Origin of the sequence: Streptosporangium sandarakinum, from assembly GCF_050942225.1 — a bacterium.
GTDB lineage: Bacteria > Actinomycetota > Actinomycetes > Streptosporangiales > Streptosporangiaceae > Streptosporangium > Streptosporangium nondiastaticum.
In genome coordinates this window covers 2179369-2200571 of the sequence record NZ_CP192034.1, presented here as the reverse complement: position 1 = coordinate 2200571, position 21203 = coordinate 2179369, and the positions used below count along the sequence as shown (strand labels likewise).

The window sequence follows — 21203 nt, the reverse complement described above, 5'->3', positions numbered from 1 at the left end:
GCTTCTCCGCGGCGTCTCCGCGGCCGGGGGCCGGGACGGGGCCGCGGGACGGCGGACTTTCCCAAATGGTTCATGACGGGCAATGAGGTCGGTTACAAATGTAAGGGCTGTTTCTCGATAGGTTACGCGGGTGGAGATCATGCGATCGGGGCACAAAGCACGACTGGCCGTCGTGACCGGCGCGGTGCTCGTCACCGGGGCCTGCGGCTCGGCCGGCGGGACGACGAGCGTCAGCGCGCGACCGGCCCCCCTTTCCCAGGCGGTCGCCGCGACGGCCACGGCGACCCCGGAGACCCCGGCGGCGACGGGAAGCCCGGAACCGGGAGCCACGGGGACGCCCGCCCCCCGGGTGCCACCGCAGACCCTGCGGCGCCCCAAGGCCGACGAGCCGGTGCGGGTGCCGCCACCCAAGCTCTCCGACTTCACCTACTCATTCCCCGTCCAGGGGTGCCGGGTGACGTACCAGAGCCAGCTCCTCGTGCTGCCCAAGACCACCATCTGGGCGGCCAAGGGCTGCTCGTTCGTCTCCCCGGTGAACGGCGTGGTCGACGAGGTCAACGTCAAGAACCGGTGGACCGCCTCCACCGACCGGGGCGCCGACCGCGAGGGCCGCTTCGTGACCGTCGTCGGCGACGACGGCGTGCGCTACCTCGGCGGTCACCTGGAGCGGGTCGCCCCGGGGATCGTCCCGGGCCGGAGGGTGACCGCCGGCCAGATCCTCGGCCAGGTCGGCAACTCGGGCAACGCCCGCTCCACGGCCAGCAACCTCTACTTCGCGATCTCCTGGAAGACCGACCCCTCGCTCTGGTGGGTACGGCGCGGCATGGTCAACCCGTGGAACTACCTGGACGCCTGGCTCAACGGCAACCGCACCCTGTCCCCGCGCGACGAGATGACGGCCGTCAGGAACCGGACCGGCGCGGCACCCAGGTGCACGACCCTGTGCGCCTCGAAGCCGAAGCCGAAGTCCAAGCCCACCGAGCGCCCGCCGCGGCCCGACGACAAGCACATCACGGTGGGCACGCTCAGCGGCGGCTGACCTCCGTACCCTCCGCGCGACCCGGCCGTACGACCGGGCCGTACGACCGGGCCGTGCGACCGGCCCGGACCCGCCGGCCCGACGGGACGCATGACCTGACGGGCGCGGCCGGGCCGGGCGCGTGACCGGGTGAGGCCGCGGCCCGCGCCGGTCAGCGGGTCCAGTTCGTCAGGCGCCGGTGCCAGGTGACGGCCGCGGTGTCCGACAGCGAGGCGACCTGGTCGACGACCACCCGCAGCCGCCCGGCGTCGTCGGCGGCCCTGGCGAAGGCCGCCTGCAGGGCGGGCTCCAGCGTCTCCGGGGCGCCCCGCATGATCAGGTCGGCCAGCTCGCGGATGAGCTCGCGCTGCCTGGCCTGGTTGGCGTGGTGGACGTCGCGGGTCATCACGTAGTGGGCGGTGAGCCCCTTCAGCACCGCGCACTCCAGCCGGGTGGTCCTCGGCACGATGAGGCCGGCGTCGTGGCGGCCCGCCGCCGGGCCGTACTCCTCTCGGGTGGCGACCTGCGCCGACCGGCACAGGCGGCCGATGAGCTCGCTGGTCAGGGCCTTGAGCGCGGCGAGGTCGCCGAGGGAGCCGTCGAAGTGGCGGGGCCAGATCGGCTGGGCGACCAGGCGGGCGAAGACGTGCTCCAGCTCGCCGGGGTCGGCGTCCGGGGCGTACCAGGAGGCGGTGGTCACGCACACCTCGCGGCGCTCGGCGGGGTCGCGCAGGGCCTCCAGCACGACGTCCCCGGCGTGCAGGGCGTCCTCCAGGTCGTGCACGGAGTAGGCGACGTCGTCGGCCCAGTCCATGATCTGGGCCTCGAAGCTGACCCGCCGCTCGGGCGCGCCCTCCCTGATCCAGGTGAAGACGGGCAGATCGTCGTCGTAGGCGCAGTACTTGGGGCTCGTCCGGCGCGTCCAGGGATACTTGATCGTGGCGTCCAGGGAGGCGCGGGTGAGGTTGAGCCCGACACTGCGGCCGTCCTCGGTGAGGACCTTCGCCTCCAGCCGGGTCAGCAGGCGCAGGCTCTGCGCGTTGCCCTCGAACCCCCCGCACGGGGCCGCGACCTCGTCGAGCGCGGCCTCCCCGTTGTGCCCGAACGGCGGGTGGCCGAGGTCGTGGGCCAGGCAGGCGGTCTCCATCAGGTCGGGGTCGCGGCCGAGCGCCTGCCCCATCTCCCGGCCGATCTGCGCGCACTCCAGCGAGTGGGTCAGCCGGGTGCGGGGGATGTGCTGCCCGCTGCCGAGCGTCTCGCCCGGCCCGACCACCTGGGTCTTGGCGGCCAGCCGCCGCAGCCCCGCGCTGTGCAGCACCCGCGCCCGGTCGCGTTCGAACGGCCCTCGCTCCGGGTTGCCGGGGGGTTCCGGCACCCATCTGGCCTGGTCGTGTTCGTCGTAACCGTGCATAAGTGCAGTGATTTTATCCGGCGTCCGCCAATCCATTCCGAACTACAGGAAAACAGCGGACGCCGCGCCGGCGGCCCGGCAGGCGGGTCCCGCGTCACGCGGGCCGCCCACCGGGCCCTTCTGTTCCTCTGTCCCCCGTCTCCCGGTCTCCGGTCCCCGGAGGGTCAGCGGGTGTCGGAGTCCGCGCAGACCAGGGCGGCGCGGCCCGCCTCCAGCCGGGCCACCGGGATGCGGAACGGCGAGCAGGAGACGTAGTCCAGCCCGGTCTCGTGGCAGAAGTGGATGGAGTCGGGGTCACCGCCGTGCTCGCCACAGATGCCGAGCTTGATGTCGGGGCGGGTCCGGCGGCCCTCCTCGGCGGCGAGCCGTACGAGCCGGCCCACGCCGTCGCGGTCCAGCGACTCGAACGGGGAGACGCCGAAGACGCCCAGCTCCAGGTAGCGGGAGAAGAACGCGGCCTCGACGTCGTCGCGGGAGAAGCCCCAGGTCATCTGGGTGAGATCGTTGGTGCCGAAGGAGAAGAACTCGGCGGCCTCGGCGATCTGCCCGGCGGTCAGCGCCGCCCGCGGCACCTCGATCATCGTGCCGACCAGGGCCTCGACGCCGGTCTCGGCCAGGATCGCCCGCGCCTCGTCCCGGACGTTCTCCAGCTCCTGCACGGCGGCGACGAGCGGGATCATGATCTCCGCGCGGGTCCCCTCGACGGTCCTGGCCGCCTCGGCGATCGCCCGGACCTGCATGGCGAACAGGCCGGGGATGACCAGGCCGAGCCGTACGCCGCGCAGGCCCAGCATCGGGTTCTGCTCGTGCAGCCGCTTGACGGCGGCGAGCAGCTTGAGATCCTTCTCGTCGGCCCGGTCCCCGGCGAGGGCGACCTTCACCGACAGGTCGGTGCAGTCGGGCAGGAACTCGTGCAGCGGCGGGTCGAGCAGGCGGATCGTGACCGGCAGGCCCTTCATCTCCCGGAAGAGCTCCACGAAGTCGCCCTGCTGCAGCGGGCGGAGGGCCTCCAGCGCCCGCTCGCGCTCGGCGTCGGTCTCGGCCAGGATCAGCTCCTCGACGAGCTGCCGCCGGTCGCCGAGGAACATGTGCTCGGTACGGCACAGCCCGATGCCCTCGGCGCCGAACCGGCGGGCGCGGGCGGCGTCCTCGGCGTTGTCGGCGTTGGCCCGCACCTCCAGCCGCCGCATCCCGTCGGCGTGCCGCATGACGCGGTCCACCGCCCGCACCAGCTCGTCCTCGTGGTCGCCGGAGCCCTCGAAGTACTCCACGACCTGGGAGTCCACCACGGGCACCTCGCCGAGGTAGACCGCGCCGGTGGAGCCGTCGATGGAGATGACGTCGCCCTCGTTGACCACGACGCCGCCGGGGGCGGTGAACGAGCGGTCCTGGGTGGAGACCTCCAGTTCCTCGGCGCCGCAGACGCAGGTCTTGCCCATGCCGCGGGCCACCACGGCCGCGTGCGAGGTCTTGCCGCCGCGGCTGGTCAGCACCCCCTGGGCGGCGATCATGCCGGCCAGGTCGTCGGGGTTGGTCTCACGGCGGACCAGGATGACGTTCTCCCCCCTGTCCGCGAGCTCGACGGCCCGCTCGGAGGAGAAGACGGCCTTGCCGACGGCCGCGCCCGGGGAGGCGTTCATCCCCTTGGCGATCTTCTTGGCGTCGGCGTCCCCGGCGAAGCGGGGGAACATGAGCTGGGCGAGCTGGTCGCCGGTGACCCGGGTGACGGCCTCGTCCATGCTGATCAGGCCCTGCTCGGCGAGCTGTACGGCGATGCGGAACGCCGCGCCCGCGGTCCGCTTGCCGACCCGGGTCTGCAGCATCCACAGCTTGCCGCGCTCGACGGTGAACTCGATGTCGCACAGGTCGCGGTAGTGGTTCTCCAGCGTGGCCATGATCTGCATGAGCTCGTCGTAGACGGGCTTGTCGATGCGCTCCAGCTCCTGCAGCGACAGGGTGTTGCGGATGCCCGCGACGACGTCCTCGCCCTGGGCGTTCTGCAGGTAGTCGCCGTAGACGCCCTGGTGGCCGGTGCCGGGGTCGCGGGTGAAGGCCACTCCGGTGCCGGAGTCCATGCCGCAGTTGCCGAAGACCATGGAGCAGACGTTGACCGCGGTGCCGAGGTCGGCGGGAATGCGCTCCTGGCGGCGGTAGAGGATGGCGCGCGGGGCGTTCCACGACCTGAAGACGGCCTCGACCGCCATGCGCATCTGGCGGTGCGGGTCGGCGGGGAAGTCCTCGCCGGTCTGGTCGCGGACGATGCCCTTGTAGGTCTCGACGAGGCGCTGGAAGTCGGCGGCCTCCAGGTCGAGGTCGTCGCGGCCGGCCTTGAGCTCCTCCAGGGCGTCGTCGAACAGTTCGCCGTCGATGCCCTGGACGGTCTTGCCGAACATCTGGATGAGGCGCCGGTAGGAGTCCCAGGCGAAGCGCTCGTTGCCGCTGGACTGCTTGGCCAGGCCGTGCACCGACTCGTCGTTCAGCCCGATGTTGAGGACGGTCTCCATCATGCCCGGCATGGAGAACTTGGCCCCGGAGCGCACGCTGACCAGCAGCGGGTCGTCCGCCTGTCCCAGGCGGCGGCCCATCTTCGCCTCCAGCGCCGAAAGGTGCCGGGAGGTCTCCTCCTCCAGCCCGTCCGGGAGCCGGCCCTCCGTCAGGAAGTGGCGGCACGCCTCGGTGGTGATGGTGAAGCCGGGGGGCACCGGCAGGCCGAGATTGGTCATCTCCGCCAGGTTGGCCCCCTTACCGCCGAGCAGATCTTTGAGATCTTTGTTGCCCTCGGTGAAGTCGTAAACGTACTTGGGCACGGCTGCTCCTTCTGCGACTTCAAGCGACGTGTGTCACCGCCTCACTCCGGACTCTACCGACGAAAAAGATGATGAAACGTCACCCATCGGTATGCAGTGTGTTTTGGCCTGTCAGGGGGCGTTTGGCGGTCTAATCCAATCCAAAGGAGAGCCAAATAAACCGTCATATCGGCCCGCCGTAGAATTGGTTTATACCAATTGGTGTAAACCAATTCACCGGGCATTCACCCGCCTCCCGCCCCGGGCATCCGTACGGCTCCCGCCCCGGGCGTCCGCACGGCCGCGCGGGGCGAGATCCCCGGAGAACGCGTACGGCCCCCGCCTCGCAGGGAGGCGGGGGCCGTACGGAACGGGACGGGACGCCGAGCAGGCCGGCGGCGGGTCAGTCGTTGAGGTGCTTGCGGAGGTAGGAGTCGACCTGGTCGAGGGCCACGCGCTCCTGGGCCATCGAGTCGCGCTCGCGGATGGTCACCGCCTGGTCCTCAAGGGTGTCGAAGTCGACGGTGACGCAGAACGGCGTGCCGATCTCGTCCTGGCGGCGGTAGCGGCGGCCGATCGCGCCCGCGTCGTCGAACTCGACGTTCCAGCGGCGGCGCAGCGCGGCCGCCAGGTCGCGGGCCTTGGGCGACAGGTCGGCGTTGCGCGACAGCGGCAGCACGGCCACCTTGACCGGGGCGAGGCGGTGGTCCAGGCGCATGACCGTGCGCTTCTCCATGACGCCCTTGGCGTTGGGCGCCTCGTCCTCGGTGTAGGCGTCGATCAGGAAGGTGAGCGTGGCGCGGTCGACGCCGGCCGCCGGCTCGATCACGTACGGGACGTAGCGCTCGCCGGTCTCCTGCTCGAAGAAGCTGAGGTCGGTGCCGGAGGCCTTGCCGTGCGCGGTCAGGTCGAAGTCGGTGCGGTTGGCGACGCCTTCCAGCTCACCCCACTCGCTGCCGGTGAAGTTGAAGCGGTACTCGATGTCGACGGTCCGCTTGGAGTAGTGCGACAGCTTCTCCTGCGGGTGCTCGTACAGCCGGAGGTTCTCGGGGTTGATGCCGAGGTCGGTGTACCAGCGGTAGCGCTCGTCGATCCAGTACTGGTGCCACTCCTCGTCGCTGCCGGGCTTGACGAAGAACTCCATCTCCATCTGCTCGAACTCGCGGGTGCGGAAGATGAAGTTGCCCGGGGTGATCTCGTTGCGGAACGACTTGCCGATCTGGCCGATGCCGAACGGGACCTTCCTGCGCGCCGACTGCTGCACGTTGAGGTAGTTGATGAAGATGCCCTGGGCGGTCTCGGGCCGCAGGTAGGCCAGGCCGGACTCGTCCTCGACCGCGCCGAGGTAGGTCTTCAGCAGGCCGCTGAACTGCCGGGGCTCGGTGAAGGCGCCCTTGTTGCCGCAGTTGGGGCAGGTGATGTCGGCGAGCCCGCGCTCCGGGGCGTGGCCGTGCTTCTCCTCGAAGGCCTCCTCGAGGTGGTCGGCGCGGTAGCGCTTGTGGCACGACTGGCACTCGGTGAGCGGGTCGGTGAAGGTCTCGACGTGACCGCTGGCCTGCCACACCTCGGGGGCCAGGATCACGCAGGAGTCGAGGCCGACCACGTCGTCGCGGCCCTGCACCACGGCCTTCCACCACTGCCGCTTGACGTTGTTCTTGAGCTCCACTCCCAGCGGGCCGTAGTCCCAGGAGGCGCGCAGGCCGCCGTAGATCTCGCTGGAGGGGTAGACAAGACCACGTCGCTTGGCGAGGCTGACGATGGTGTCCATGATGTCCGTACGGCGTGCCATAAGGGAAAATCTCCATCCGGCTGGAGGTCGGCGAGGAATCGTTGGGCTCCAGCTTAGGGGAGCCGGGCGGGCGGGGTGCCCGCCCGGACCGGCCCGTCCGTCTTGTCATTGAAAAGCCCGCGGGAACGTTCCGGGAAAAGCGGCGGACGGCGGTCCGCCGGTTCCCCGGAGCCCGTCCCCCGGCGGCGGCCCGTCAGGCCCGCGCGACGTCCTCGAAGGCGCTCGGCTCGTTGATCATCAGCGTCATGAGCGGGTACATCGCCATCCGGGCCGCGCCCAGAGCCCGCCGGTAGAACCCGGCCCCCTCCCATTCGCTGACCAGCGCCCACAGCTCCGGGTCGTCCACCGACCTGGTCACCCGGCCCCTGATGTGACCGGGCTGGGCGGCCAGCGTGTCGGCGATGTCGTGGACCTGGGCCAGGAACTCCCCGGTCCGGGCGGCGGGCACCGAGTAGCGGATGACTGCGAGCATCCGCCCAGCATGCCAGAACCGCCCGGGAGGGCCGCGCCGCACGTACCGCCCAGGGAGGGCCGCGCCGCGCGCGCCGTCGGAGAGAGGGCCGTGCCGCGCGTGCCACCTCAGGGAGGGTCGCGCCGCGCGCCGTCGGAGAGAGGGCCGTGCCGCGCGTGCCGTCGCGGGGAGGGCGGCGTTAGGCTCGGGCCGTGGCCGACAAACGAAGTCAGCGCCCCGCGCACCCTCTGGCCAGAAGCCGTCCCCCGGAGCGAGGACGCCCCCGGGGCGGCCGCCCGCTCCCGCCGGGCGAGCACTTCCTCACCCCGGGCGCCACGGGCCTGCGGCGCACGGTCGAGCGGCGCAGCGCGGCGCCGCTGGTCTTCCTGTTCGGGCTTCCCCGGTGGATCCTGCCGGCGCTGCTGGTGGTGCTGCTCCTGGTGGGCTTCGCGGTGCCGTCCGCCTGGGGCGGGGTGGCGGTGCTGCCGGTGCTGGCGTTCGTCGTCTGGCTGGCCTACATGTCGTGGCCGTCGCTGGGGGTGAAGGGGCGCGTCCTGCGGGTGGTGCTGGTCACCTTCCTGGTCCTGCTGGCCGCCGACCGCTTCGGAGCCTTCTAGCCTGATTTTGACAATCATTTTCATTCACGTCCATACTGATGGACATGAAGTCGGATTTCCCCCGACGTATGCCCATGCATACTGCCGGCGCGCTCGCCCTGATGACCGTCCTCGCCACCACCGCGGCCTGCGGCTCCGGTTCGGCCGACTCCGATTCGGCCGACTCCGGTAAGGCGGGGAGCGCGTTCGGCGTCAGCGCGGCCATGTACCCGCTGCAGTGGCTGACCGAGCGGGTGGGCGGACCCGACATCGCCGTCACCGGCCTGGCCAAGCCCGGCGTCGAGCCGCACGACCTGGAGCTGTCGCCCATCCAGGTGGCCCGGCTGGAGGAGACCGGACTCGTCGTCTACATCAGGGGCGTGCAGCCCGCGGTGGACGAGGCGGTCGAGCAGCACGCCGCCGACCGGGGGTTCGACGCGGCGACCGCGGTGCGGACCCTCCCCGCGACCGCCGGGGACGACCACGCCGACGAGCACGCCGGGGAGACGGACGAGGAGCACGCCGGAGAACACGGCGACGAGCACGCCGGGGAAGGCGGCTCCCCGATCTCCTACGACCCGCACATCTGGCTTGACCCGTCCCGCTTCGCGACGGTCGCCACCAAGCTGGGCGAGCGGCTCGCCGCCGCCGACCCCGCCCACGCCCAGGGGTACCGGGAGCGCGCCGCCGAGGTGGCGGCCGAGCTGACCGCCCTGGACGGCGAGATGACGCGGGGCCTGCGGACGTGCGCCTCGAACGCGATCGTCACCAGCCACGCCGCCTTCGCCTATCTCGCCGACCGCTACCGGCTCCGTCAGATCGGGGTCAGCGGCGTCAACCCGGACGCCGAGCCCGCCCCCGCCCGCCTCGCCCAGGTGGCCGAGGTGGCCCGCCGTGAGAAAGTGACTACCATTTTCACCGAGAGCCTCGTCAGCCCCAAGGTCGCCGAGGTCCTCGCCAGCGAGGTCGGCGCGAAGACGGCCGTCCTCGACCCCATCGAGAGCCGGCCGGCGAGCGGCGACTACACCTCCGCCATGCGCCGCAACCTCACCGCACTCCAGGCAGCGCTCCGCTGCTCGTAAGGGCCATCGTGACTTCTGACCAAGCGGTTTTCACCATGAAGGGCGGCCAGGTGAGCCTGGACCGCCGCCCGGTGCTCCGCGGCATCGACCTGACCGTCGAACCCGGCGAGGTCGTGTCCGTGCTGGGCGCGAACGGATCGGGCAAGTCCACCCTCATCCGCGCGCTGCTCGGCCTGACCCCGCTGACCGGCGGCACCACCCTCCTGTACGGCAGGCCGCCCGCCCGGTTCCGCGACTGGCGGCGGATCGGCTACGTGCCCCAGCGGCTGTCGGTGGGCGGCGGCGTGCCGACCACCATCCGCGAGGTCGTCGCCTCCGGCAGGATCGCCCGGCAGCGGCGGTTCCGCCCGACGAGCGCGGCCGACCGAGAGGCGACCGAACGGGCCCTCGCCGCCGTGGGCATGACCGACCGGGCCGGCGACCCGGTCCAGGCCCTGTCGGGCGGCCAGCAGCAGCGGGTGCTGATCGCCCGGGCCCTGGCCGGGGAACCCGACACCTACGTCATGGACGAGCCCACGGCCGGGGTGGACGCCGACAGCCAGCAGCTCCTCGCCGACACCCTGTCCGCGCTCGTCACCCAGGGCAGGACGGTCCTGCTGGTCGCGCACGAGCTGGGCCCCCTGGAGCCGTTGATCACTCGCGCCGTGGTGCTGCGCGACGGCTGCGTCTGCCACGACGGCCCGCCGCCGCGCGCCGTCGGAGCCCACGCCCTGCCCGGCCACGACCACGTGCACCCGCACGCCGAGGAGAACCCCGTGAGCACGCTCGACTGGAGGCCCACGCCGTGATCGAACTACTGAGCCTGGGCCTCATGCGCCGGGCGCTGATCGCGGCCCTGCTGGTCGGCCTGGCCGCCCCGGCCATCGGCACGTTCATCGTCCAGCGCCGCCTGGCCCTGCTCGGCGACGGCATCGGCCACGTCGCCCTGACCGGCGTGGCGCTCGGCTTCCTGACCGGCACCGCCCCCGTGCTGACCGCGGTGGCGGTCTCGGTGCTGGGCGCCGTGACGATCGAGCTGGTCCGGGCGCGCGGCAGGACCAGCGGCGACGTGGCGCTCGCCCTGCTGTTCTACGGCGGCATCGCCGGGGGCGCGCTGCTCATCTCGCTGGCCCCGGGCGGCAGCAACACCACCCTGATGTCCTACCTGTTCGGCTCGATCAGCAGCGTCACCGCCCAGGACGTGTGGGCGATCGGCCTGCTGGCCGCGGCCGTGCTCGGCGTGGTCGCCGTCTTCGGGCGCGAGCTGTACGTGCTGTGCCAGGACGAGGAGGTCGCCAGGGCCAGCGGCCTGCCGGTGCGCTTCCTCAGCCTGCTGATCGCCGTCACCGCCGCGCTGACCGTGGTCATCGCCATGCGGGTGGTGGGCCTGCTGCTGGTCAGCGCGCTGATGGTGGTCCCGGTGGCGACCAGCCAGCAGTTCACCCGGGGGTTCCGGGCCACGATGCTGCTGTCCATGGTCTTCGGGGTGCTCGCCACGGTCGGCGGGCTCACCTCGTCGTTCTACGTGGAGGTGCCGCCGGGTGCGATCATCGTGGTGGTCGCCCTCGCGGGGTTCGTCCTCGCCCTGGGGCTCGGTAGATTCGTACGCCGCAGCCGATCACAGGAGTCCACGCCATGAGCAGCAGGCGCGATGCCGTACACGCCGTCCTTCGCAGCAGCGAGGGTTTCCGCAGTGCCCAGGACGTGTACGCCGAGATGCGCGCGCAGGGCGCGAAGATCGGCCTGACCACGGTCTACCGGGCGCTGCAGAACCTCGCCGACGGCGGTCAGGTCGACATGCTCCGGACGGACGACGGGGAGTCCGTCTACCGCGCCTGCGCCAGCGGTGACCATCATCACCATCTGGTCTGCCGCGTCTGCGGGCGGACGGTCGAGGTGGCCGGGCCCGTGGTGGAGCGGTGGGCCGAGGCGGTCGGGGCCGAGCACGGCTTCACCGAGGTCACCCACACGGTCGAGGTCTTCGGCACCTGTGGCTCCTGCTCGGCGGCGAAGGCCGCCGGAACGGCGGCCCGCTCCTGACCGGTCCGCGGCGTCCATCCGTGAGATGCCCCCGCGGGGCCGTTCGCGGGATACGCTTCCGAAACGGCCGGTCGCCGTGCGTGTTCCCGCGAAAACCACATATAACAGGGGTCAACATGCCATTCGCCCATGACATGGTGTACTCACTCGCCACTCTGATCGACCTGATCAACACCTCCCCCTCCGTCGGAGGTGAGGAGGGGCTGGGCGACCTGCGGGCGCTCGGCGAGTTCGTGGAACGTCAGCAGGTGAGCAACGTGGGCAGGCTGCGGGCCGCCGACCTGACCGAGGTCCGGGCCCTGCGCGAGTCCTTCCACCGGGTCATCGTCGCCCCCGACCGGGCCACCGTGATCATCCGGCTGAACACGCTGCTGGGCGGCACCAGGATCACCCCTACCCTGGCCGAGCACGACGGCCACCCCCTGCACATCCACTACTTCGCGCCGGGCGCGTCGCTCGCCGAGCGGCTGTCGGCCGACCTCGGCGTCGCCCTGGCCCACCTGCTCGTCGAGGACGAGTGGGAGCGCCTGCGGAGCTGCTCGGCCCCCGACTGCGACCATTTCTTCCTGGACGAGTCGCGCAACCGCTCGCGCGTCTACTGCGACAGCCGCACCTGCGGCAACCGCATGCACGTCGCCGCCTACCGCGCCCGCCGCCGCGCCTGAGCCCCGTCCGCGTGACGCCGGGCCCGGCGGCCCGGCGTCAGGCGCACGATGTCAGCGGGAGACCTCGTTGGGCACCGCTCCGCCGTACCGGCGGTCGCGCTTGGCGTAGGTCTCGCACGCCTCCCACAGGTCGCGGCGGTCGAAGTCGGGCCACAGGCGGTTGAGGAAGACCATCTCGGCGTAGGCGCTCTGCCAGAGCAGGAAGTTGGAGGTGCGCTGCTCGCCGGAGGAGCGCACGAACAGGTCGACGTCGGGGATCTCCGGCTCGTCGAGGTAGCGGGCGAAGGTCGACTCCTTGACCCGGTCGGGCTTGACGCGCCCGGCGGCGATGTCGGCGGCCAGGCGGACCGCGGCGTCCACGATCTCGGCGCGCCCGCCGTAGTTGACGCAGAACTGCAGGGTCAGGGTGGAGTTGCGCTCGGTCATCCGCTCGGCGTCCTGCAGCTCGCCGATGACGCTCTTCCACAGCCGCCCCGGGCGGCCCGCCCAGCGGACCCGCACGCCCATCGCGTGGAGCTGGTCGCGGCGGCGGCGGATGACGTCGCGGTTGAAGCCCATCAGGAAGCGCACCTCGTCCGGGGAGCGCTTCCAGTTCTCGGTGGAGAAGGCGTACGCCGACAGGTAGGGGACGCCCAGCTCGATGGCGCCCTCGATCACGTCGAAGAGCGACGCCTCGCCCGCCTTGTGGCCCTCGGTGCGCGGCAGCCCGCGCTGCTTGGCCCACCGGCCGTTGCCGTCCATCACGATCGCCACGTGCCGGGGCACCAGGTCGCGCGGGATGGGGGGTGGGACGGCTCCGGAGGGGTGCGGTGCCGGTGGGCGGACGTTCACGAGGCGGGCTCCCTTTCTACGTGTCGAAGAGAGCGTATTCCGTGTTCGAGGTGCCATTGGAGATACGCGGCCACCAGGCCGCTGCACTCGGCGCGGTGGCGCCCCTCGGAGGCGTCGGCGGTCGCCCAGTCGCCCTTGAGCAGCGCGCTCATCAGGGCGATGGTCTCCCCCGCGGGTACGGCGGAGCCGGCCGGGCGGCACGCGCCGCACACCACTCCCCCGGCCACGATGGCGAACGCCCGCACCGCGGGGGCCTTGCACCGGGCGCACGCCTCCAGGGCCGGGGCGTAGCCGGCGACGGCCAGCGAGCGCAGGAAGTAGGCGTCGAGCACCAGCCTGGGCTCGTGCCCGCCGGAGCCGAGCGTGCGCAGGCCGCCGACCAGCAGCAGGAACTGGCGGAGCGCGGGCTCCTTCTCCCCCATGATCAGCCGGTCGGCGGTCTCCAGCATCGCGCTGCCCGCGGTGTAGCGGGGGTAGTCGTGGACGAGCGCCTCGCCGTACGGGTGGATCGTCTCGGCCTGGGTGATCACGTCGAGGGTGCGGCCGTTGTGCAGCTGGAGGTCGACGTGGGTGAACGGCTCCAGCCGGGCGCCGAAGCGGGACATGGTGCGCCGGACGCCCTTGGCGACGCCGCGGATCTTGCCGGTGCGCCTGGTCAGCACGGTGACGATGCGGTCGGCCTCGCCCAGCTTGTGGGTGCGCAGCACGATGCCCTCGTCACGGTACAGACTCACCGGATCAGTTTAGTGCGGTGACCGGGACGAAAGGCCGTTTTACCCGGTCCACCGGCACGGAACGATCACGAGTGCGCGTTGTTCACCCGAAACTAACTAAACTTTGGCTCTCGGCGAACCCCCCGCCTTGATGTTCCACCCCCGCCCCCGCACGAAAGGGTGCCATGCCCCGCGTGGTCCTGCTGGGTTCATCGCCCGGCCACGATGACGTCCCCGGCCAGCCGGCGCCGCCCGCCGCGCTGACGCTGCCCGCGCTCCCCGGCTGCCCCACGGTGATCGGCAAGCTGCACGGACAGCTCGCCTCCCTCGATCCGGCGCCGGTGACGATCGCCCGCGTCGCCGACGCGCCGGCCTACCGCGGCTTCCCCGGCACGCTCGTCGAGACCGCGGATCTGGCCGGCGACCTGCGCGCCCTGGCCGACGCGGTCGAGGACAGCGAGGAGAACCTGCTGATCCTCCCGTCCAACTCGCTGATCCACGACGAGCTGATCTACCAGATCACCAAGTCGAAGCGCGGCGCGCTGGCGCTGATCGCCAAGGAGCCCCGCGAGGACCGCGAGGAGGACGAGAACGGCGATCTCATCGTCCCGAACATCCCGATCAGCGAGGCCGAGCCGGAGATCGGCGATCGGGTGTACGAGGGCCTGCCGGTCCGGCTGCGCGCCGCCAGGTCCCGGATCATCTCCGTCGGCTCGGCATTCCACGCGGTGACCCGGCCCAACGCCATCGCGCTCGGCCCGCTGCACCTGCACCGCAAGCACGCGCCCACGCTGGCCGAGGCCGCCCGCGAGCTGGCGGACATGGCCCACCTGTTCGGCCCCGAGGACGACCTGGTCCAGCTCCTGGTCCTGGGCCTGGTACGGCGGGGCGTCTCGGTCGGCATCCGCGGCCGCCGCGACCTGTTCTTCCGCCGGGTCACCTCGCCCGAGCAGGCCGACGAGGCCGTGGCCGAGATGGCGACCTTCGACGAGGACCGCGCCCGGCTGAACAACGCGGTCAAGGGCGCCGACGGCTTCTTCACCACCTTCTTCGTCAGCACCTACTCGCGGTTCATCGCCCGCTGGGCGGCCCGGCGCGGGCTCACCCCGAACCAGGTCACGCTGATCTCGATCGCCCTGGGCGTGGCGTCGGCGGCGTGCTTCGCCACCGGCGCGCGGGCCGGGATGATCGCCGGTGGCATCCTGATCTACTTCGCGTTCGTGTTCGACTGCGTGGACGGCCAGGTCGCCCGGTACGCCCGCAAGTTCGGGGTGCTCGGGGCGTGGCTGGACGCCACCTTCGACCGCTTCAAGGAGTACGTGGTCTTCGCGGGCCTGGCGATCGGCGCGGCCGTGTCCGGTGTCGGCGACGTGTGGACGCTCGCGCTGGTGGCGCTGGCCCTGCAGTCCGCCAAGCACCTGCTGGACTTCTCCTTCGGCGCGGCCAACCGGCGCAAGCCGCCGTCGCCGCTGCCGTCGATGCCCCTGTCGATCAGCCCCGACACCGACCTGCGCCTGGCGCTGGAGCAGCGCCGGATCGCGCGCAGCGGCGGCATCCGCGGGCTGCTGAGGATGTGGAGCAAGGCCGGCCGGAACCGCGCCGTGTACTGGGCCCGCAAGATGATCGTCTTCCCGATCGGTGAGCGCTTCGCGGCGATCGCGATCGTCAGCGCCCTCTTCGACGCCAGGATCACCTTCATCACGCTGATCATCTGGGGCGGCATCGCCGCCACCTATACGCTCACCGGACGTCTGATGAGGTCGCTCGCATGATCACCCAACCGCAGACCACGCCCGTCCCGGACCCGTACGAGGAGCGGCTGCGCATCCAGACCGCCCGCCTGCTCGCCTACCGCGACGACGGCCCGCTGGTGACGGCGCTGCGCGGCAGGATCGGTCCCGGGCTGCCCGCGGTGCCCGCCGCGGTCGCCGCGCTCGTGCTGATCATCGCGATGGCGGCGGCCGGGATGCTCAAGGACGGCCCGGTCCTGCTGCTCCCGCCGGTGGTGATGCTCGTCCTCGTGCTGCCGACCGCGGCCCGCGACCACCTGGGCCGGATCGACTGGCTGCTGCCGCCGCTGATCCGGGCCACCGAGTTCCTCACGATCATCCTGATCGGCCTGGCGGCGGACGCGCCCAAGTGGCTGATGTACGTGCTGCTGTACGTGATCGGCTACCACACCTACGACACGGTGTACCGCACCCGGCAGAGCATCTGGCCGCCCGACTGGGTGTTCCGGGCCGGCCTGGGCTGGGAGATCCGGCTGCTGCTGATCGGCGCCGGCGCGGCGCTGGGCGTGCTGACCTGGGTGCTGGCCGCGCTGACCGTCTATCTCGGCGTGCTGTTCGCCGTGGAGAGCGTGACGAGCTGGGTGCGCCTCGACAAGCAGTCGGCGATGCAGGCCAGCGCGAGCGACGACCTGGAGGCCTCCCCCGAGGAGGCGCAGGAGCAGGTGACGGGCGAGCCCGCCTGATCCGCCGCACCGGTCCCGCGGAAGGGGCCGCGGTGATCCCCCGGATCCGGGGGATCACCGCGGCCCCTTCGCCGTCTCCGGGTGGGCCGTCCCGCCGGCCCCCGGTTCCCGCGGGGTGCCCGCGGCCGTCATGACGCCCCGAACCGATCGGCGGCGACGAGCACGGCGGCGCCCAGGACCGCCAGGCTCAGGTTCGCGTAGACCTCGTAGCCGGTCAGGAAGTCCAGGCGGGGGATGATGACGCGGTTGAAGAAGTTGAGGAAGACTCCCATGAACGGCTGGACGAACAGGCGGTCGATCGTCCCGCTGACGCCCTGGAGGACCATGACGAATCCGATGAATTGAACGGCTTTGCCCATGGATCCAACGCTAGGGACCGGCGTCCCGGCGAAGATCGGCCGTCGGGATCCCCCGCTTCGACGAGCGTCGCCGTTCCCGGGCGCCGCCGCGGACGAAGGTAGGTGTCCCGTGCGACTTTGGTATCGCCCGCCGCCCGCGACGGGCGGCGTCCCCTTTCCGGCTCCTAGGCTTTGGCGGGATGAACGGATCCGCACCCGCCGCCGGTGTCCGGCGCAGCCCCCGTGACTGGGCCGTGGACTTCCTGCTGTTCCTGCTGACGGTGGTCTTCGGGATCGTGATATCGGAGATGCGGCTGGAGGTCTACCCCCGGCCGGAGAAGTGGCTGTTCCACCTCGACCAGATCACCGGCGCGCTGGGCTGCGCCGCGCTGTGGCTGCGCCGTCGCCGGCCGGTCGAGCTGGCCGTCGTGCTGACGGTCCTGTCGACGTTCTCCGAGACGGTCGGCGGCGCGATGCTGGCCGTGCTGTTCACGGTCGCCGTGCACCGGCCGCCGCGCACCACGTCGGCGGTCTTCGCGCTGAGCCTGGTGGCGGCGCTGGGGTTCGCCGTGTTGCGCCCCGAGCCCGAGGACCCTCCGCTCCTGGTGTTCCTGCTGGGCGTCTCGCTCCAGGGGGCCGCGGTGGGCTGGGGCCTGTTCGTCCACCACCGGCGCAGGCTCGCGGCGTCGCTGCGCGACCGCGCGGCACGGGCCGAGACCGAGGCGGCGCTCCGCGCCGAGCAGGCCCAGCACCGGGTCCGCGAGGCGATCGCCCGGGAGATCCACGACGTCCTCGGGCACCGGCTGTCGCTGCTGAGCGTGCACGCCGGCGCGCTGGAGTACAACCCCGGCGTCCCGCCCGAGGACGTCGCCCGGGCGGCCAAGGTGATCCGGGAGAGCGCCCACCAGGCGTTGCAGGACCTGCGCGAGGTCATCGGCGTGCTCCGGGCGCCGGTCGGCGAGCTGCCGCAGCCCACCCTCGCCGACGTCCGGGAGCTGGTCGCCGAGTCGAGCCGGGCGGGCATGGAGGTGACCTTCGGCGAGGATCTCACCGGGACCGCCCCCGACCTGACGGGCCGCACCGCGTACCGGGTCGTCCAGGAGGCCCTGACCAACGCGCGCAAGCACGCGCCCGGCGCCCGGGTGACGGTCCGGCTCGCGGGGGCGCCGGGGGCGGGGCTGACCGTCGAGGTGCGCAACACCGCTCCACCCGAGGCACCCGGCGCCGCGCCGGACGCATCGGACGCCTCGGGGTCCGCGCCCGCGTCCGCCGAGCCCGCAGAGCCCACCGGACCGGCGGTGACCGCGTACGGCGGGCCCGGCTCGTCCGTGCCCGGAACGGGGCCGGGGCAGGGTCTGGCCGGGCTGGCCGAGCGCGTCGCCCTGGCGGGCGGTCGCCTGGAGCACGGGCCCGGCGTCGCGGGCGGCCGGCGGCTGACGGCCTGGCTACCATGGCCGCCATGACCGGCCCCGCCCCCATGCCGATCGGCGTGCTCATCGCCGATGACGATCCCCTGGTCCGCGCCGGTCTGGCGATGATGCTGGGCGGCGCCCCCGACATCCGCGTGGTCGCCGAGGCGGGCGACGGCACGGAGGTCCTCCCCCTGGTCGCCCGGCACGCCCCCGACGTGGTCCTGATGGACATCAGGATGCCCGCGATGGACGGGCTGGCCGCCACCGAGAGGCTGCGCGCCCGCGGCGCCGCGCCGGAGGTCATCGTGCTGACCACCTTCGACGCCGACGAGCACGTCCTGCGCGCCCTGCGCGCCGGGGCGGCCGGGTTCCTGCTCAAGGACACCCCGCCCGGTGAGATCGTGACCGCGATACGCCAGGTGGCGCGGGGGTACCCGGTGCTGTCGCCCTCGGTGACCCGGCGCCTCATCGACCGGGTGGCCGACCCCGCTCCCGACCTGCGGCGCGCCCGCGCCAGGGAGCGCCTGGCCGTGCTGAACGACCGTGAGCGGGAGGTCTCCGTCGCGGTCGGCCAGGGCCGGTCCAACGCCGAGATCGGGGCGGTGCTCTTCCTCAGCGTGCCCACGGTCAAGACGCACGTCTCCAGCGTCCTCGCCAAGCTCGGCCTCAACAACCGCGTCCAGATCGCGCTGCTGGTCCACGAGGCGGGGCTCCTCGACGACCACGGCTGAGACGACCGCGGCTGAGGCGGTCACGGCGGAGCGGTCGCGGTGCGACGGGCGCGGTGCGACGGGCGCGGCGGGCCGTACGGTCCCGGCCGGGGTGGCCGCGCCCGGGACGGCCGCGGACGGGCCGTACGGCCCGCTGTGTTAGAAAGCAGCGGTGGAGTTGGACCGGCTTGACCGTGACATCATCGGGGCGCTCGTCGAGGACGCCCGCGCCACCTACGCGGAGATCGGGCAGCGGGTGGGCCTGTCGGCGTCGGCCGTGAAGCGCCGCGTCGACCGGCTGCGCGACCGGGGGGCGATCACCGGGTTCACCGCGCGGGTGGAGCCCGCGGCGCTCGGGTGGACCACCGAGGCGTACGTGGAGCTGTTCTGCGCGGGCAAGACCTCGCCGCCGGAGATCGGGGTGGCCGTGGCCCGCCATCCCGAGGTGGTCTCCGCCTGCACCATCACCGGCGAGGCCGACGCGCTGCTGCACATCAGGGCCACCGACGTCCGGCACGTGGAGCGGGTGATCGAGCGGATCGCGGCGGAGCCGTTCGTGGTGCGGACGAAGAGCTCCATCGTGCTCTCCCGGCTCATCGACACCCCGCTCATCGTCACGCACAACGAATCCCCGTTCCCCCCGTGAAACACGCAAGGAACCGGCGCGGACGCGCATGGTCGTGCTCTTGGCCCGCGTGAACCCGCGTTCCTAGGCTGTAGCCGTTCTCACCGCGACGGTCTCAGCCGATGGCCGCCGCCGTTTCTCACCACGACGTCCTTTGCGGGGTTTCGCATGTCCAAGCACTACCTCATGTGCCGGCCCGACCATTTCGCGGTGGAGTACGCGATCAACCCGTGGATGCACCCGGAGGCGGGCGCCGACCGGGACCGGGCGATCCTGCAGTGGGAGACCCTCCGGAAGGTCTACCTCGAACTCGGGCACGAGGTCAGCCTGATCGAGCCGATCGAGGGCCTGCCCGACATGGTGTTCGCGGCCAACGGCGCGCTGGTCGTCCGCGGCCGGGTGTACGGCGCGCGGTTCACCTACCCGCAGCGCGCCGCCGAGGGGCCCGCCTACCTGAACTGGTTCACCTCCAACGGCTACGAGCGGGTGTGCGAGCCGGCCTTCACCAACGAGGGCGAGGGCGACTTCCTCACGCTCGACGACGTGATCCTGGCCGGGACCGGCTTCCGCACCGACATCACCGCGCACAAGGAGGCCCAGGAGTTCCTCGGCCTGCCGGTGGTGACCCTGCAGCTCGTGGACCCGCGCTTCTACCACCTCGACACCGCGCTTTTCCCGCTAAACGGACATAACGTGGCATACTTCCCAGGGGCCTTCTCGGCAGGCAGCCAGGAGGTGCTCCGCACCATGTTCCCCGAGGCCGTCATCGCCACCGAGGACGACGCGACCGTCCTGGGGCTCAACGCGGTCAGCGACGGGACCAACGTAGTGATCAATACGGAGGCGGCCGACCTCCAACTGGAGCTCAAGCGCCGCGGCTTCGAGGTCGTACCCGTCGACCTGTCGGAACTGCGCAAGGCGGGCGGCGGACCCAAGTGCTGCACGCTGGAGATCCGGGGATGAACACAGGCAGGACGGCCTGACAGCAAGGAACCGCACCAGAGGAACGGCGAACATCGGATGACCAGCACCAACGAGTTCATCGAACTCAGCGAGCGCCGCAGCGCGCACAACTACCACCCGCTCCCCATCGTGATCCACGAGGCGCAGGGCGCCTGGGTGACCGACGTGGAGGGCAAACGGTTCCTGGACTGCCTGTCCGGCTACTCCTCGCTGAACTTCGGCCACGGAAATCCGAAGATCATCGCAGCGGCCCAGGAGCAGCTGTCCAGGCTCACCCTCACCAGCCGCGCGTTCTTCCACGACCAGTTCGCCGCCTTCGCGGCCGGGCTGGGCGACCTCACCGGCAAGGACATGGTCCTGCCGATGAACACCGGCGCCGAGGCCGTGGAGACCGCGATCAAGGTGGCCCGCAAGTGGGGCTACGAGGTCAAGGGCGTGACGCAGGACCGGGCCAACATCATCGTGATGGAGGACAACTTCCACGGCCGCACCACCACGATCGTCGGCTTCTCCACCGACCCCGACGCGCGCGGCGGCTTCGGCCCCTACACGCCGGGCTTCAGGATCGTGAAGTACGGCTCGGTCGAGGCGATCCGCGAGGCGATCGACGAGGACACCGTCGCCGTGCTGCTGGAGCCCATCCAGGGCGAGGCCGGCGTGCTGGTCCCGCCGGACGGCTACCTCACCCAGGTGCGGGAGCTGTGCACCGAGCGGAACATCCTGATGATCGCCGACGAGATCCAGTCCGGCCTCGGCCGCACCGGCGACACCTTCGCCTGCGACCACGAAGGCGTCGTCCCGGACGTCTTCGTGCTGGGCAAGGCCCTGGGCGGCGGCGTCGTCCCCGTCTCGGCGATCGCCGCCGACGAGGACGTGCTCGGCGTGATCAGGCCGGGCCAGCACGGGTCCACCTTCGGCGGCAATCCGCTGGCCTGCGCGGTGGCGAACGCCGTCATCGAGATGCTCGGCACCGGCGAGTACCAGGCGCGGGCCAGGGAGCTCGGCGCGGTCATGCACGAGCGGCTGCGGACGCTCATCGGCCACGGCGTGGTGGCCGTGCGCGGCCGCGGCCTGTGGGCGGGCGTGGACGTCGACCCGTCCGTGGCGACGGGCCGCGAGGTCTCCGAGGCGCTGATGCGCCGCGGCGTCCTCGCCAAGGACACCCACGGCTCGACCATCCGGCTCGCCCCGCCGATCGTCGTCTCCGAGGAGGACCTCGTCTGGGCCGTCGACCAGCTCGCCGACGCGATCAGGGAGCTGCGGGAGCGCACCGCCTGACGGGCGGGCGTGTTCCCTCCGCCGCCCCGGTACGGCCCGCGGT

Annotated in this window: 21 protein-coding genes; 14 read left to right on the top strand and 7 right to left on the bottom strand. The window is 71.9% G+C overall.

Annotation, left to right across the window (positions count from 1 at the left end; translation table 11 throughout):
• Positions 1-139 precede the first annotated feature (139 nt).
• On the top strand, positions 140-1039 hold the full coding sequence (locus ACQP10_RS10345; protein ID WP_399499809.1) for a peptidoglycan DD-metalloendopeptidase family protein: 900 nt from the start codon (positions 140-142) through the stop codon (positions 1037-1039).
• 151 nt (positions 1040-1190) lie between these two features.
• On the opposite strand, the gene ACQP10_RS10340 is transcribed toward ACQP10_RS10345, so the two are convergent.
• The 4 genes from ACQP10_RS10340 to ACQP10_RS10325 all read right to left on the bottom strand — a co-directional run bounded on the left by ACQP10_RS10340 (position 1191) and on the right by ACQP10_RS10325 (position 7476).
• The gene (locus ACQP10_RS10340; RefSeq protein ID WP_346020613.1) at positions 1191-2429 is read right to left on the bottom strand and encodes a deoxyguanosinetriphosphate triphosphohydrolase; all 1239 of its coding nucleotides are present in this window, start codon (positions 2427-2429) and stop codon (positions 1191-1193) included.
• A gap of 164 nt (positions 2430-2593) precedes the next feature.
• Complete coding sequence (gene ppdK, locus ACQP10_RS10335) at positions 2594-5236, bottom strand: pyruvate, phosphate dikinase (protein ID WP_346020614.1); 2643 nt, start codon at positions 5234-5236, stop codon at positions 2594-2596.
• Positions 5237-5618: 382 nt separating this feature from the next.
• Positions 5619-7004 (bottom strand): glycine--tRNA ligase, encoded by a 1386-nt coding sequence (locus ACQP10_RS10330; RefSeq protein WP_179818751.1) that lies wholly within the window; start codon positions 7002-7004, stop codon positions 5619-5621.
• Between the two features lie 193 nt (positions 7005-7197).
• A complete protein-coding gene (locus ACQP10_RS10325) occupies positions 7198-7476 on the bottom strand; it encodes an antibiotic biosynthesis monooxygenase family protein (RefSeq protein WP_179818752.1) in 279 nt (92 codons plus the stop codon).
• 191 nt (positions 7477-7667) lie between these two features.
• Between ACQP10_RS10325 and ACQP10_RS10320 the strand changes: the two genes are divergently transcribed.
• The 6 genes from ACQP10_RS10320 to ACQP10_RS10295 all read left to right on the top strand — a co-directional run bounded on the left by ACQP10_RS10320 (position 7668) and on the right by ACQP10_RS10295 (position 11817).
• Positions 7668-8072 carry a DUF6703 family protein gene (locus ACQP10_RS10320; protein WP_346020615.1) on the top strand — a complete coding sequence of 135 codons (405 nt, stop codon included), beginning with the start codon at positions 7668-7670 and terminating at the stop codon, positions 8070-8072.
• A 68-nt stretch (positions 8073-8140) separates the two neighbouring features.
• The gene (locus ACQP10_RS10315) at positions 8141-9133 is read left to right on the top strand and encodes a metal ABC transporter substrate-binding protein (RefSeq protein ID WP_346020616.1); all 993 of its coding nucleotides are present in this window, start codon (positions 8141-8143) and stop codon (positions 9131-9133) included.
• Positions 9134-9168: 35 nt separating this feature from the next.
• Complete coding sequence (locus ACQP10_RS10310) at positions 9169-9921, top strand: metal ABC transporter ATP-binding protein (protein ID WP_346020949.1); 753 nt, start codon at positions 9169-9171, stop codon at positions 9919-9921.
• Complete coding sequence (locus ACQP10_RS10305; RefSeq protein ID WP_386150273.1) at positions 9918-10751, top strand: metal ABC transporter permease; 834 nt, start codon at positions 9918-9920, stop codon at positions 10749-10751. Before ACQP10_RS10310 ends, ACQP10_RS10305 begins: the two co-directional genes overlap by 4 nt.
• The gene (locus tag ACQP10_RS10300; RefSeq protein ID WP_179818755.1) at positions 10748-11152 is read left to right on the top strand and encodes a Fur family transcriptional regulator; all 405 of its coding nucleotides are present in this window, start codon (positions 10748-10750) and stop codon (positions 11150-11152) included. Before ACQP10_RS10305 ends, ACQP10_RS10300 begins: the two co-directional genes overlap by 4 nt.
• Positions 11153-11268: 116 nt before the next feature.
• Positions 11269-11817 carry a CGNR zinc finger domain-containing protein gene (locus tag ACQP10_RS10295; RefSeq protein WP_355641538.1) on the top strand — a complete coding sequence of 183 codons (549 nt, stop codon included), beginning with the start codon at positions 11269-11271 and terminating at the stop codon, positions 11815-11817.
• A 51-nt stretch (positions 11818-11868) separates the two neighbouring features.
• On the opposite strand, the gene ACQP10_RS10290 is transcribed toward ACQP10_RS10295, so the two are convergent.
• Both ACQP10_RS10290 and recO read right to left on the bottom strand, forming a co-directional pair.
• Positions 11869-12648 (bottom strand): isoprenyl transferase, encoded by a 780-nt coding sequence (locus ACQP10_RS10290; RefSeq protein WP_179818757.1) that lies wholly within the window; start codon positions 12646-12648, stop codon positions 11869-11871.
• Positions 12645-13382: a DNA repair protein RecO gene (gene recO, locus ACQP10_RS10285; protein WP_179818758.1), complete on the bottom strand. Its 738-nt coding sequence runs from the start codon at positions 13380-13382 to the stop codon at positions 12645-12647. The genes ACQP10_RS10290 and recO overlap by 4 nt, the downstream gene beginning before the upstream one ends.
• A 164-nt stretch (positions 13383-13546) precedes the next feature.
• On the opposite strand from recO, the gene ACQP10_RS10280 reads away from it, so the two are divergent.
• On the top strand, positions 13547-15133 hold the full coding sequence (locus tag ACQP10_RS10280) for a CDP-alcohol phosphatidyltransferase family protein (RefSeq protein ID WP_346020618.1): 1587 nt from the start codon (positions 13547-13549) through the stop codon (positions 15131-15133).
• Positions 15130-15834, top strand: a complete 705-nt coding sequence (locus ACQP10_RS10275; RefSeq protein WP_179818760.1) for a DUF5941 domain-containing protein — start codon at positions 15130-15132, stop codon at positions 15832-15834. The genes ACQP10_RS10280 and ACQP10_RS10275 overlap by 4 nt, the downstream gene beginning before the upstream one ends.
• Positions 15835-15962: 128 nt before the next feature.
• On the opposite strand, the gene ACQP10_RS10270 is transcribed toward ACQP10_RS10275, so the two are convergent.
• Positions 15963-16193, bottom strand: a complete 231-nt coding sequence (locus tag ACQP10_RS10270) for a hypothetical protein (protein WP_346020619.1) — start codon at positions 16191-16193, stop codon at positions 15963-15965.
• A gap of 179 nt (positions 16194-16372) precedes the next feature.
• Between ACQP10_RS10270 and ACQP10_RS10265 the strand changes: the two genes are divergently transcribed.
• The 5 genes from ACQP10_RS10265 to rocD all read left to right on the top strand — a co-directional run bounded on the left by ACQP10_RS10265 (position 16373) and on the right by rocD (position 21160).
• Complete coding sequence (locus ACQP10_RS10265; protein ID WP_433541266.1) at positions 16373-17635, top strand: sensor histidine kinase; 1263 nt, start codon at positions 16373-16375, stop codon at positions 17633-17635.
• On the top strand, positions 17632-18315 hold the full coding sequence (locus ACQP10_RS10260) for a response regulator (RefSeq protein WP_399499701.1): 684 nt from the start codon (positions 17632-17634) through the stop codon (positions 18313-18315). The genes ACQP10_RS10265 and ACQP10_RS10260 overlap by 4 nt, the downstream gene beginning before the upstream one ends.
• 151 nt (positions 18316-18466) lie before the next feature.
• Positions 18467-18940, top strand: a complete 474-nt coding sequence (locus tag ACQP10_RS10255; protein WP_179818765.1) for an Lrp/AsnC family transcriptional regulator — start codon at positions 18467-18469, stop codon at positions 18938-18940.
• A 147-nt stretch (positions 18941-19087) separates the two neighbouring features.
• A complete protein-coding gene (gene ddaH, locus ACQP10_RS10250) occupies positions 19088-19882 on the top strand; it encodes a dimethylargininase (RefSeq protein WP_179818766.1) in 795 nt (264 codons plus the stop codon).
• 57 nt (positions 19883-19939) lie between these two features.
• The gene (gene rocD / locus ACQP10_RS10245; protein ID WP_389997422.1) at positions 19940-21160 is read left to right on the top strand and encodes an ornithine--oxo-acid transaminase; all 1221 of its coding nucleotides are present in this window, start codon (positions 19940-19942) and stop codon (positions 21158-21160) included.
• Positions 21161-21203: the final 43 nt, after the last annotated feature.

What these genes read in the sequence shown, in the direction of transcription:
- ACQP10_RS10310 (WP_346020949.1), top strand. Translation starts at nt 9,169, where the DNA reads ATGAAGGGCGGCCAGGTGAGCCTGGACCGCCGCCCGGTGCTCCGCGGC.
- rocD (WP_389997422.1), top strand. Translation starts at nt 19,940, where the DNA reads ATGACCAGCACCAACGAGTTCATCGAACTCAGCGAGCGCCGCAGCGCG.
- ACQP10_RS10340 (WP_346020613.1), bottom strand. Translation starts at nt 2,429, where the DNA reads ATGCACGGTTACGACGAACACGACCAGGCCAGATGGGTGCCGGAACCC.
- ACQP10_RS10345 (WP_399499809.1), top strand. Translation starts at nt 140, where the DNA reads ATGCGATCGGGGCACAAAGCACGACTGGCCGTCGTGACCGGCGCGGTG.
- ACQP10_RS10300 (WP_179818755.1), top strand. Translation starts at nt 10,748, where the DNA reads ATGAGCAGCAGGCGCGATGCCGTACACGCCGTCCTTCGCAGCAGCGAG.
- ddaH (WP_179818766.1), top strand. Translation starts at nt 19,088, where the DNA reads ATGTCCAAGCACTACCTCATGTGCCGGCCCGACCATTTCGCGGTGGAG.
- ACQP10_RS10260 (WP_399499701.1), top strand. Translation starts at nt 17,632, where the DNA reads ATGACCGGCCCCGCCCCCATGCCGATCGGCGTGCTCATCGCCGATGAC.
- ACQP10_RS10270 (WP_346020619.1), bottom strand. Translation starts at nt 16,193, where the DNA reads ATGGGCAAAGCCGTTCAATTCATCGGATTCGTCATGGTCCTCCAGGGC.
- ACQP10_RS10265 (WP_433541266.1), top strand. Translation starts at nt 16,373, where the DNA reads ATGAACGGATCCGCACCCGCCGCCGGTGTCCGGCGCAGCCCCCGTGAC.
- ACQP10_RS10330 (WP_179818751.1), bottom strand. Translation starts at nt 7,004, where the DNA reads ATGGCACGCCGTACGGACATCATGGACACCATCGTCAGCCTCGCCAAG.
- ACQP10_RS10280 (WP_346020618.1), top strand. Translation starts at nt 13,547, where the DNA reads ATGCCCCGCGTGGTCCTGCTGGGTTCATCGCCCGGCCACGATGACGTC.
- ACQP10_RS10325 (WP_179818752.1), bottom strand. Translation starts at nt 7,476, where the DNA reads ATGCTCGCAGTCATCCGCTACTCGGTGCCCGCCGCCCGGACCGGGGAG.
- ACQP10_RS10295 (WP_355641538.1), top strand. Translation starts at nt 11,269, where the DNA reads ATGCCATTCGCCCATGACATGGTGTACTCACTCGCCACTCTGATCGAC.
- ACQP10_RS10275 (WP_179818760.1), top strand. Translation starts at nt 15,130, where the DNA reads ATGATCACCCAACCGCAGACCACGCCCGTCCCGGACCCGTACGAGGAG.
- ACQP10_RS10315 (WP_346020616.1), top strand. Translation starts at nt 8,141, where the DNA reads ATGCCCATGCATACTGCCGGCGCGCTCGCCCTGATGACCGTCCTCGCC.